At 71.5% G+C, this 13,063-nt stretch carries 1 protein-coding gene (only partly in view); it reads left to right on the top strand.

Features of this window, described 5'->3' with window-relative positions; genetic code table 11:
• Positions 1-25: 25 nt before the first annotated feature.
• Positions 26-13,063, top strand: the start of a protein-coding gene (locus AF335_RS16335; RefSeq protein WP_102919264.1) for a type I polyketide synthase. It continues 17,766 nt past the right edge of the window; the window shows 13,038 of its 30,804 coding nt (coding positions 1-13,038); its start codon is at positions 26-28; its stop codon lies beyond the right edge, outside the window.

The following is a 13,063-nucleotide window of genomic DNA, read 5'->3' as shown; positions in this document are numbered from 1 at the left end:
CCGCGACCCCTCGAAGGCTGAGTCGATGAACGACCAACAGAAGCTTCTCGACTACCTCAAGCGCGTCACCTCCGACCTGCACCAGACGCGCCAGCGGCTGAAGGACGTCGAGGCCGCCCACTCCGCGCAGTCCGCCGCGCTGTCCGAGCCCATCGCCATCGTCGGCATGGCCTGCCGCTTCCCCGGCGGCGTCGGCTCCCCGGAGGACCTGTGGAAGCTGGTCGCGGAGGGCGCCGACGGCATCTCGCCGTTCCCCGAGAACCGCGGCTGGGACGTCGAGTCGCTGTACGACCCCACCGGCACCAAGCCCGGCACGTCCTTCACCCGGCACGGCGGGTTCCTGCACGAGGCCGCCGACTTCGACCCCGACTTCTTCGGCATCAACCGCCGTGAGGCGCTGGCCATGGACCCCCAGCAGCGCCTGCTGCTGGAGGCGTCCTGGGAGGCCGTCGAGCGCGCCGGTATCGACGTCGAGTCGCTGCGCGGCAGCCGCACCGGAGTCTTCGCGGGCATCGCCTACCACGACTACGCCACCGTCCTGGAGAACACCGAACCCGAGGGGATCGACGGCTACTTCGGCACCGGTACGTCCAGCAGCGTCGCCTCCGGCCGCATCTCGTACGTCTTCGGCCTCGAAGGCCCCGCGGTCACCATCGACACCGCCTGCTCGTCCTCGCTGGTGGGCCTCCACCTCGCGATCCAGACGCTGCGTGCGGGCGAGTGCGACCTCGCGCTGGCCGGTGGCGCCACGGTCATGGCGACGCCCGGTTCGTTCGTCGACTTCTCGCGTCAGGGCGGCCTCGCGGCGGACGGGCGCTGCCGCTCGTTCGCGTCCGGCGCCGACGGCACGGGCTGGGGCGAGGGCGTCGGCATGCTCCTCGTCGAGCGCCTCTCGGACGCCCGCCGCAACGGCCACCCGGTCCTCGCCGTGGTGCGCGGTTCGGCCATCAACCAGGACGGCGCCAGCAACGGCCTCACCGCCCCCAACGGCCCCTCCCAGCGCCGGGTGATCCGCCAGGCCCTGGCCGACGCCGGGCTGTCCGCCGTCGAGATCGACGCGGTCGAGGCCCACGGCACGGCCACCGTCCTGGGCGACCCGATCGAGGCCCAGGCCCTCCTCGCCACGTACGGGCAGAACCGGCCCGCCGGCCGCCCGCTCTGGCTCGGCTCCCTCAAGTCGAACATCGGCCACGCGCAGGCCGCCGCCGGTGTCGGCGGTGTGATCAAGATGGTCATGGCGATGCGCCATGGCGTGCTGCCGAAGACCCTGCACGTCGACCGGCCCACGGACCAGGTGGACTGGTCGGCGGGCGCGGTGGAACTGCTGACCGAGCCGCGCGAATGGGCCGTGGCCGACGGCCGGCCGAGGCGCGCGGGCGTGTCCTCGTTCGGCTTCAGCGGTACGAACGCGCACGTCATCGTGGAGCAGGCGCCGGAGGCGGAGACCGAGGCCGGGGACGTCCTCGAACTCCCGGCGGTGCCGTGGGTGCTGTCCGGCAAGACGGCTGAGGCCCTGGACGCGCAGATCGCCCAGGTCGTGGACGCCGCAGCCGGTCTGAACCCGGTGGGCGTCGGCTTCACGCTCGCGACGGCACGGGCGCGGTTCGAGCACCGGGCCGTCCTGGTGAACGGCGAGCCGGTGGCCTCGGGCCAGATCTCCGAGGGGAAGCTGGCCGCGCTGTTCACGGGGCAGGGTGCTCAGCGGGCCGGGATGGGGCGTGAGCTGTACGCGGCCTACCCGGTGTTCGCGGGGGCTTTCGACGCTGCTTGTGCCGCGCTGGGTCTGGACCCGGCTGTTCTGGACGATGCGGAGGCTCTGGCGCGTACGGAGAACACGCAGCCCGCACTGTTCGCCGTCGAGGTCGCGCTGTTCCGTCTCGCCGAGTCCTTCGGTGTCCGGCCTGATTTCCTCGCGGGTCACTCCATTGGTGAGATTGCTGCTGCGCATGTGGCGGGTGTGTTCTCGCTGGCGGACGCGGGCAAGCTGGTCGCGGCTCGTGCACGTCTGATGCAGGCGCTTCCGGCCGGTGGCGCGATGGTCTCCCTGCGTGCCACCGAGGCCGATGTCCGTGCCGTGCTCGTCGACGGTGTCGATATCGCCGCGATCAACGGCCCGTCCTCCGTGGTCATTTCGGGTGCTGAGGCCGCTGTCGAGGCGATGGCCGGTCGTTTCGAGAAGGCCCGTCGTCTCAACGTCTCGCATGCCTTCCACTCGTCCTTGATGGACGGGATGCTGGCCGAGTTCCGTACGGTCGCCGAGTCCCTTACGTACGCCGCCCCTTCCGTCCCGGTCGTCTCCAACGTCACGGGCCAGCTGGCCACGGATCTGACGTCGCCCGAGTACTGGGTGCGTCACGTCCGTGAGGCCGTCCGTTTCGCCGACGGCATCCAGACCCTCCACGACCAGGGTGTTCGCACCTTCCTGGAGCTCGGCCCCGACAGCGTCCTCTCCGCGATGGCCCAGGAATGCCTGCCGGACGCCGAAGACGTCGCCTTCATCCCGGCCCTCCGCAAGGACCGCCCCGAGCCGACCTCCCTGGTCACCGCCCTCGGCCGTCTGCACGTGACCGGCGCCCGCGTCGACTGGTCCGCCTTCTTCTCCGGCACCGGCGCCGCCCTCACCGACCTCCCCACCTACCCCTTCCAGCACCAGCGCTACTGGCCGCAGGGCTCGGTCCACGGCAAGGGCGTCTCCGGGCTGGGTCTCGGGTCCGCCAACCACCCGCTGCTGGGCGCTTCGGTGATGCTGGCGGGTTCGGGCGAGTTCCTCTTCACCGGGCGGCTGTCGCTGCTCTCGCACCCTTGGCTGGCGGACCGTACGGTCCTCGGCGCGGTGGCCGTCGCGGAGTCGGCCTTCGTCGAGCTGGCCGTTCGCGCCGGTGACCAGGTCGGCTGTGACGTACTCGACGAGCTGACGCTGGAGACCCCGCTCGTCCTGCCCGAGCACGGCGGCGTCCATGTGCAGCTCACCGTCGAGGCGCCGGACGCGGACGGCCGACGCCGCCTGAGCGTCTACTCGCGGCCCGAGGACGACGCCGACGAGCAGGTGTGGACCCGTCACGCCACGGGCGTCCTCGCCGTCGCCGCCGGAGCGCCGGCCGCGGCCACCGGCCTGGAGTCGTGGCCGCCGGCCGCGGCCGAGCGGGTCGACGTCGCGAGCGTGTACGAGCGCGCGGCGGCCTCCGGGCTGGAGTACGGGCCCGTGTTCCAGGGCCTGACGGGCGTCTGGCGGGACGGCGACGACGTCTTCGCCGAGGTCGCCCTGGCCGAGGAGCTGGGCGCGGACACCGGTGCGTACGGCATCCACCCGGCGGTCCTCGACGCGGCGTTCCAGGCGGTCGCCCTGACCGGTGCCGCGCCTTCCGGCGGCCCGGTCGTGGCGCACGTGCTGCGCGGTGTGACGCTGCACGCCTCCGGCGCCGCACGGCTGCGGGTGAGGGTGCGCCCCTTCGCGACGGGCGACGTGTCCGTCCTGATCGCCGACGGCGTCGGGGCCCCGGTCGCCTCCGTCGACGCGCTCACTCCGCGCACGCTCACCACCGCGGACCTCGCCACGTCCGCCGCCCACGTCGACTCGCTGTTCCGCCTGGAGTGGAACCCCCTCGCGGCCGAGGCACCGGGCGACCTCACCTGGGCCGTGCTCGGCGACCACGTGCCGTACGAGCTGGTGGGCGCCGCGAACGCGGCGACCGGCGTGTTCGCCGACCTCTCCGCACTCGCGGGTGCCGCCGGCTCCGGCGACCTCCCGGCCGTCGTGCTCGCCACCGCCCCGGCCGTCGCCGACGACGTCCACGCCGCTGCCCACTGGGCGCTCGCACTCGTCCAGGAGTGGCTGGCCGAAACCGCCTTCGTAGCCTCCCGCCTGGTGATCGTGACGCGCGGAGGCATGCCGGTCACCTCCGGCGAACCCGTCGCCGACCTGGGTCACGCCGCGGTCTGGGGCCTGATCCGCTCCGCGCAGACGGAGAACCCCGACCGCGTCGCGATCGTCGACCTCGGCGCGGAGTCGGCGGGCGTCATGCCCGTCGCCGCGATCGCCTCCGACGAGCCGCAGACAGCGGTCCGCGGCGACGCCGTGTACGTACCGCGCATCGCCCGCGCGACCGTGCCCGAGACCGAGCCTGCGGGCCGTTGGGACACCGACGGCACGGTCCTGATCACCGGTGGCACGGGCGCACTGGGTACGCTCGTGGCCCGGCACCTCGTGACCACGCACGGTGTGCGGCACCTGCTGCTGACCAGCCGCCGTGGCCCGGACGCCCCCGGTGCCACCGAGCTGCGCGACGAACTGACCGGCCTCGGCGCCGAGGTGACCGTAGCCGCCTGCGACATCGCCGACCGCGGCGCGCTGGCCGGGTTGCTCGCGTCCGTACCGGCCGCCCACCCGCTCAAGGGCGTCGTCCACACCGCCGGCGTCATCGACGACGGCACCATCGACGCGCTCACCCCGGCCCGTGTCGACGCCGTGTTCCGGCCGAAGACGGACGCCGCTCTGATCCTGCACGAGCTGACCGCGGACCTGGACCTGACCGCGTTCGTCCTCTTCTCGTCCGCCTCCGGCACGTACGGCAGCCCGGGCCAGGGCAACTACGCCGCCGCCAACGCCTGCCTCGACGCGCTCGCGCAGAACCGGCGCGCCGCCGGGCTGCCCGGCGTCTCGATGGCCTGGGGCGCCTGGGCCGCGGCGGACGGCATGACCGGGACGCTCAGCGAGGTCGACATCAAGCGCATGGCGCGCGACGGCGTCACGCTGCTCCAGGCCGAGGACGGCATGGCCCTCTTCGACGCGGCCCACGCCGCCGAGGACGCCCACGCCCTCCCCATGCACTTCGACCCGTCGGTGCTCGCCCCGGTCGCCGAGGAGGTGCCGCACCTGCTGCGCGGCCTCGTGCACGTACCGCGCCGCCGCGTCGCGTCGGCCGGCACCGCGGTCGCCGACGCTCTGACGCAGCGCCTGGCCGCCCTGCGCGAGTCCGAGCGCGAACGCGTCCTGCTGGAACTGATCCGTACGAACGTGGCGGCGGTCCTCGGATACGCCGGGCCGGAGACCGTCGACTCCGAGCGCTCCTTCAAGGAGATCGGCTTCGACTCCCTCACGGCCGTCGAACTCCGCAACCGCCTCAACACCGCCACCGGCCTCCGCCTGCCGGCCACGCTCGTTTTCGACTACCCGACGCCGCGACTGCTGACGGAGTTCGTCGGCGAGGAACTGGCCGGTGGCCTCATCGCGCAGGCCGCGGCCTCCGCCGCGCCGGTCCGGGCGCTCGACGACGACCCGATCGCGATCGTCGGCATGGCCTGCCGTTACCCGGGCGGGATCACTTCCCCCGAGGGCCTGTGGGATCTTGTCCTCGACGGGCGGGACGGGGTGACCGGGTTCCCGACCGGCCGAGGCTGGGACATCGAGGGCCTCTACGACCCGGAGCCGGGTGTGCCCGGCAAGATCTACGCCCGCGAGGGCGGTTTCCTGCACGAGGCCGGTGACTTCGACCCGGGGTTCTTCGGGATCAGCCCGCGTGAGGCGTTGGCGATGGACCCGCAGCAGCGTCTGCTGCTGGAGACCACGTGGGAGGCGATCGAGCGGGCCGGGATCGACCCGACTGTCCTGCGTGGCAGCCGTACCGGTGTTTACGCGGGTGTCGGCTATCACGACTACGGCACGCAGACGGTGAACGTTCCGGAGGATGTTGAGGCGTTCCTCGGTACGGGTACGTCCTCGGCCGTGGTTTCGGGCCGTGTCTCGTATGCGCTGGGCCTGGAGGGTCCGGCGGTGACGGTGGACACGGCGTGCTCGTCGTCACTGGTGGCCCTGCACCTCGCGGTGCAGGCGCTGCGGCAGGGCGAGTGCGAGATGGCACTGGCCGGTGGTGTGACGGTCATGTCGACTCCGGGTGCGTTTATCGACTTCTCGCGGCAGCGGGGCTTGGCGGCGGATGGTCGTTGCAAGGCGTTCGGTGCGGGTGCGGATGGGACCGGTTGGGCCGAGGGCGTCGGCATGCTGCTCGTGGAGCGGCTCTCGGATGCCCGTCGTAAGGGTCACCAGGTATTGGGAATCGTGCGTGGTTCGGCGATCAACCAGGATGGTGCGAGTAATGGTCTGACGGCGCCGAACGGTCCGTCGCAGCAGCGGGTGATCCGCCAGGCACTGGCCACGGCCGGTCTGTCGGCGGCGGATGTCGACGCGGTCGAGGCGCATGGCACGGGTACGGTCCTGGGTGACCCGATCGAGGCGCAGGCGTTGCTGGCCACGTACGGTCAGGAGCGCGGCGAGGGCGAGCCGTTGTGGCTCGGTTCGCTGAAGTCCAACATCGGCCACAGCCAGGCCGCCGCCGGAGTCGGCGGTGTGATCAAGATGGTCATGGCGATGCGGGCCGGCGTGCTGCCGAAGACGCTGCACGCCGATGAGCCGTCGCCGCACATCGACTGGGCGGACGGGGCCGTCGAGCTCCTCACCGAGGCCCGCGAGTGGCCGGAGGGCGATCAGCCCCGGCGCGCGGGTGTGTCGTCGTTCGGGTTCAGTGGCACGAACGCGCATGTGATCGTGGAGCAGGCTCCGGCGGAGGAGGCCGTCGAGGTCTCCGGCGATGTCGTTCTGCCGGTGGTGCCGTGGGTGCTCTCGGGTAAGACGGCTGAGGCGCTGGAGGCGCAGGTCGCCCAGGTGGTCGAGGCCGCTGCCGGTCTTGATGCGGTGGATGTCGGTTTCACGCTGGCGACGGCTCGTGCGCAGTTCGAGCACCGGGCTGTGGTGGTGGGTGAGCAGACGGTCAAGGGCCGGGTGCTGGGTGGCAAGGTCGCTGCCCTGTTCACGGGTCAGGGTGCTCAGCGGGCCGGGATGGGGCGTGAGCTGTACGCGACCTTCCCCGTCTTCGCGGAGGCGTTCGACGCTGCTTGCGCCGCGCTGGGCCTGAACCCGGCCGTTTTCGATGATGCGGAGGCTCTGGCTCGTACGGAGAACACGCAGCCCGCGCTGTTCGCGGTCGAGGTGGCGCTGTTCCGTCTCGCTGAGTCCTTCGGTGTCCGGCCGGACTTCGTCGCGGGGCACTCCATTGGTGAGATTGCTGCTGCTCACGTTGCGGGTGTTTTCTCGCTGGAGGACGCGGGCAAGCTGGTCGCGGCCCGCGCGCGCCTCATGCAGGCGCTTCCGGCTGGTGGGGCGATGGTTTCCCTTCGTGCTACCGAGGCCGAGGTGCGCGAAGCCCTCGTCGATGGCGTCGACATCGCGGCGGTCAACGGCCCGTCCTCTGTGGTGATCTCGGGTGCTGAGGCTGCTGTTGAGGAGGTGGCCGGGCGTTTCGAGAAGGCTCGTCGCCTGAACGTTTCGCACGCGTTCCACTCGTCGCTGATGGACGGGATGTTGGACGAGTTCCGTGTGGTTGCCGAGTCGCTGGCTTACAGCGTTCCGGCGGTCCCGGTGGTCTCCAACGTCACGGGTGAACTGGCCACGGACCTGACGTCCCCCGAGTACTGGGTGCGGCACGTCCGTGAGGCGGTCCGTTTCGCCGACGGTATCCAGACCCTCCACTCCGAAGGCGTTCGTACCTTCCTGGAGCTGGGCCCGGACGGCGTCCTCTCTGCCATGGTGCAGGAGTGCCTGCCGGACGCCGAGGACGTCGCGTTCGTACCGGCCCTCCGCAAGGACCGTCCGGAGCCGACCTCCCTGGTCACCGCTCTCGGCCGTCTCCACATCACCGGCGCCCGCGTCGACTGGTCCGCCTTCTTCTCCGGTACCGGCGCCCGCCTCGCCGACCTCCCCACCTACCCCTTCCAGCACCAGCACTTCTGGCTGAGCGCCTCGGGTTCCATACCCGGTGACGTCACCGCCGCCGGGCTCGGTGTGACCGGTCACCCGCTGCTCGGTGCGGCGGTGGCGCTGCCGGATTCGGAAGGGTTCCTGTTCACGGGGCGGCTGTCGCTGCGTACGCACCCGTGGCTGGCCGATCACGTCGTCGCCGGGAGCGTCCTGCTGCCGGGTACGGCCTTCGTCGAGCTCGCCATTCGCGCGGGCGACGAGGTCGGCTGCGGCACCGTCGACGAGCTCACCCTCGAAGCGCCCCTCGTACTCGCCGAGCACGGCGGTGTCCAGCTGCGCGTCACCGTGGGTGAGCCCGATGGCGAGGGCCGGCGTGCCCTGGCCGTCCACTCGCGCCCCGAGGACGACGAGCTGTGGACGCGTCACGCGTCCGGTTTCCTGTCCGCGGCTGCCGCTGCCGGTGGTACGGACCTCACCGAGTGGCCGCCCGCCGGTGCGACCCCGGTGGACACGGAGGGCTTCTACGCCGAACTCGCCGACGGCGGTTTGCAGTACGGGCCCGTCTTCCGTGGTGTCACGGGCGTCTGGCGCAAGGGCGCCGAGGTCTTCGCCGAGGTCGCGTTGCCGGAGGGCGCCGACGCCGAGACGTTCGGAGTCCATCCGGCGCTGCTCGACGCCGCGCTGCACTCCATCGTCCTCGGTGGTTTCGTCGCGGACCAGGATGGTCCGCAGCTTCCGTTCGCCTGGTCGGACGTGAACCTGCACGCCAGTGGCGCTACGGCGCTCCGGGTGCGGATGCGTGGCACGGCCGGTGGTGGCGGTGTGGCGCTGGAGATGGCCGACGACGCGGGTGCGGCCGTGGCCTCGATCGGCTCCCTGGTGGTGCGTGCGGTGGGCACGGACCAGCTGCGTGCGGCCGACCGGGCGCTGCGGGACTCGCTGTTCCGGGTGGAGTGGGTGCCGGTTCAGGCGCATGCCACGGACGTTCCGGTGGCGGTGCTGGGCCGGGACTTCGCGGATCTGGCGGCGTTGGGCCTGGGTACGGAGGTTCCGGCGCTGGTCGCCGCTGTCGTCCCTGATGCTCAGGGTGCGCTGGGTCTGGTGCAGGAGTGGCTGACGGGGGAGCGGTTCGCCGACTCCCGGCTCGTCGTGATGACGCGTGGCGCGGTGGTCGTCGCCGGGGACTCGGCTGTGGACCCGGACCAGGCCGCTGTGTGGGGTCTGGTGCGTTCGGCGCAGTCGGAGAACCCGGACCGTTTCGTTCTTCTGGACCTCGACGAGGAGCCGTCCGCCGGCGCTCTCGCTCTTGTCGGTGACGAGCCGCAGGTGGCGGTACGCGGAGGCGCGGTCTTCGCGCCGCGCCTCGCCCGTGCCTCGGTCGCCGTCGGCGGCCAGGGCGTCTGGGATGCCGAGGGAACGGTTCTGATCACGGGCGGTACGGGTGCGCTCGGTGCGCTTGTGGCCCGGCACTTGGTGGTCGAGCACGGCGTACGCGGTCTGGTGCTGACGAGCCGTCGTGGCCTGGACGCCCCGGGCGCCGTCGAGCTGCGGGATGAGCTTGTGGCCCTTGGCGCGGAGGTGGCCGTCGTCGCGTGCGACGTAGCCGACCGTGACGCCGTGGCAGCCTTGCTCGCCGCCCACCCCGTCACCGCCGTCGTCCACACCGCCGGCATCCTCGACGACGGCGTGATCGGTTCGCTGACCCCGTCCCGCCTGGACGCGGTGTTCGCCCCGAAGGCGGATGCGGCCCGTCACCTGCACGAGCTCACCGCCGGTATGGACCTGTCGGCGTTCGTCCTCTTCTCCTCCGTCGCCGGTGTGTTCGGCAACACCGGCCAGGGCAACTACGCGGCCGCCAACGCCTACCTGGACGCCCTCGCCCAGCAGCGCACCCTGGCGGGCCTGCCCGCCACGTCCCTCGCCTGGGGCCTGTGGGCGGAGGCGAGCGGCATGGGCGGTGTCCTGGACACCACTCACACCTCGCGCATGACCAAGGACGGCGTCCGCGCCCTCGGCGCCCGAGAGGGCCTGGCCCTGCTCGACGTCACCGTGGCTTCGGGCGAGCCCGCGCTCGTACCGGCTCCCCTCGACCTCGCGGCCCTGCGGTCGAACGCCTCGGCCGCCGACCTGCCGTCGATGCTGCGGGGTCTGGTGCGGGTGTCGGTGCGCCGTACGGTCGACGCCCGGCAGGCGGACTCCCTCCGCCGGCGGCTCCTCGGCCTCGCGGCCGACGAGCGTCCGGCGGCGCTGTCGGACCTGGTGCGCGACGAGGTCGCGGAGGTGCTGGGCCACGCGTCGGGTGCGGCGATCGAACCGGAGCGCGCGTTCACGGAGCTCGGCTTCGACTCGCTGACCGCCGTCGAGCTGCGGAACCGCCTCAACACGGCGACCGGACTCCGGCTGCCCGCGACGCTCGTCTTCGACTACCCCACCGCCGCCGCCATCGCCGGATACCTCGGTGAGACGGTCCTCGGTACGGGGGACGGCGGCGCGCAGGATGCCGCCGCGTCCGTCGTCGCCTCCGACGACCCGATCGCGATCGTGGGCATGGCCTGCCGTTACCCGGGTGGGGTGAGCTCGCCCGAGGACCTCTGGAACCTGGTCGTCAACGGGCGTGACGGGGTGTCCGAGTTCCCGGTCAACCGTGGCTGGGATCTGGAGAACCTCTACGACCCGACGGGTGAGCGGTCCGGCTCCTCGTACACGCGCGAGGGCGGATTCCTCCACGACGCGGGCGAGTTCGACCCGGCGTTCTTCGGGATCAGCCCGCGCGAGGCCATGGCGATGGACCCGCAGCAGCGTCTGCTGCTGGAGACCACCTGGGAGACCGTCGAGCGGGCGGGCATCGACCCGGGTGCGCTGCGCGGCAGCCGAACGGGTGTCTTCGCGGGCGTGATGTACCACGACTACGCCACCGACATCACCGGCGCGCTTCCCGAGGGCATCGACGGATTCATCGGTACGGGCACGGCGGGCAGCATCGCGTCCGGCCGCGTGTCGTACCTGTTCGGCCTCGAAGGCCCGGCGGTGACGGTGGACACTGCGTGTTCGTCGTCGTTGGTCGCGCTGCACATGGCGATCCAGGCGCTGCGGGCGGGTGAGTGCGACATGGCGCTCGCCGGTGGCGTGACCGTGATGTCGACTCCGGCGGCGTTCGTCGACTTCTCGCGGCAGCGGGGTCTGTCGGCGGATGGTCGTTGCAAGGCGTTCGGTGCTGAGGCTGATGGGACTGGTTGGGCCGAGGGTGTGGGCATGCTGCTCGTGGAGCGGTTGTCGGATGCCCGTCGTAACGGTCACCAGGTCCTCGGTGTCGTGCGTGGTTCGGCGATCAACCAGGATGGTGCGAGCAATGGTCTGACCGCCCCGAATGGCCCCTCGCAGCAGCGGGTGATTCGCCAGGCTCTCGCTGTGGCTGGTCTGTCGGCGGCGGATGTCGACGCCGTCGAGGCACATGGCACGGGCACCACGCTGGGTGACCCGATCGAGGCACAGGCGCTGCTGGCCACCTACGGTCAGGAGCGTGGTGAGGGCGAGCCGCTGTGGCTCGGTTCGCTGAAGTCGAACATCGGTCACGCGCAGGCGGCGGCCGGTGTCGGCGGGATCATCAAGATGGTCATGGCGATGCGTCATGGGGTGCTGCCGAAGACGCTGCATGTGGATGAGCCGTCGCCGCACATCGACTGGTCCGAGGGTGCTGTCGAGCTCCTTGGTGATGCTCGTGAGTGGCCGGCGACCGGTCGTCCGCGTCGTGCGGGTGTGTCGTCGTTCGGCTTCAGTGGCACGAACGCGCATGTGATCGTGGAGCAGGCGCCGGAGATTGCGGCCCCTGTGACCGTTGGTGATGTCGTTCTGCCGGTGGTGCCGTGGATCGTCTCCGGTAAGTCGCCGGAGGCGTTGGACGCGCAGGTTGCACGGGTGCGGGAGGCGGGTGCCGACCTCAACCCGGTGGATGTTGGTTTTACGCTGGCGACGGCGCGGGCGCACTTCGAGCACCGTGCTGTGGTGGTGGACGATCACACGCTCTTCGGCCGGGTGCTGGGCGGCAAGGTTGCCGCACTGTTCACGGGGCAGGGTGCTCAGCGGGCGGGGATGGGCCGTGAGCTCTACGCGGCCTTCCCCGTCTTCGCGGAGGCTTTCGACGCCGCGTGCGCCGCACTGGGCCTGAACCCGGCCGTCTTTGACGATGCGGAGGCTCTGGCTCGTACGGAGAACACGCAGCCTGCCCTCTTCGCGGTCGAGGTGGCGCTGTTCCGTCTCGCCGAGTCCTTCGGCGTCCGGCCGGACTTCGTCGCCGGTCACTCCATTGGTGAGATTGCTGCTGCGCATGTGGCGGGTGTGTTCTCGCTGGGGGACGCGGCGAAGCTGGTCGCGGCCCGTGCCCGCCTGATGCAGGCGCTGCCTGCCGGTGGTGCGATGGTCTCCCTGCGTGCCACCGAGGCCGATGTCCGTGCCGTGCTTGTCGACGGTGTCGACATCGCCGCGATCAACGGCCCGTCGTCCGTGGTCATTTCGGGTGTTGAGGCCGCTGTTGAGGAGGTGGCCGGTCGTTTCGAGAAGGCTCGTCGTCTCAACGTTTCGCACGCGTTCCACTCGTCGCTGATGGACGGGATGCTGGACGAGTTCCGTGCGGTCGCCGAGTCGCTGGCTTACAGCGTTCCGGCGATCCCGGTAGTCTCCAACGTCACGGGCGTTCTGGCCACGGATCTCGCTTCCCCCGAGTACTGGGTCCGTCACGTCCGCGAGGCCGTCCGTTTCTCCGACGGCATCCAGACCCTCCACGCCCAGGGTGTCCGTACCTTCCTGGAGCTGGGCCCCGACGGCGTTCTCTCTGCCATGGCGCAGGAATGCCTGCCCGACGCCGAAGACGTCGCCTTCATCCCGGCCCTCCGCAAGGACCGCCCCGAGCCGACCTCCCTCGTCACCGCCCTCGGCCGTCTCCACATCACCGGCGCCCGCGTCGACTGGTCCGCCTTCTTCTCCGGCACCGGCGCCCGCCGTGTCGACCTGCCGACGTACGCCTTCCAGCACCAGTCCTACTGGCTCGAAGGCCGGCCCGGTCAGGGCGATGTCGAGTCCGCCGGTCTTGGTGCCGCTGGGCACGCGATGCTCGGTGCCGTCGTGGCGCTGCCCGACTCGGGTGGTTCCGTCTTCGCGGGCCGTCTGTCGCTTCGTACGCATCCGTGGCTCGCGGACCACGCGGTGGCCGGCAGCGTCGTGCTGCCGGGCACGGCGTTCGTGGACCTGGCGATCCGTGCGGGTGACGAGGTCGGCTGCACGGTCGTGGACGAGCTGACCCTTGAGGTTCCGCTCGTG

Origin of the sequence: Streptomyces eurocidicus, assembly GCF_002891295.1 — a bacterium.
Taxonomy (GTDB): domain Bacteria; phylum Actinomycetota; class Actinomycetes; order Streptomycetales; family Streptomycetaceae; genus Streptomyces; species Streptomyces eurocidicus.
This window is presented reverse-complemented; position numbering and strand designations above follow the sequence as displayed.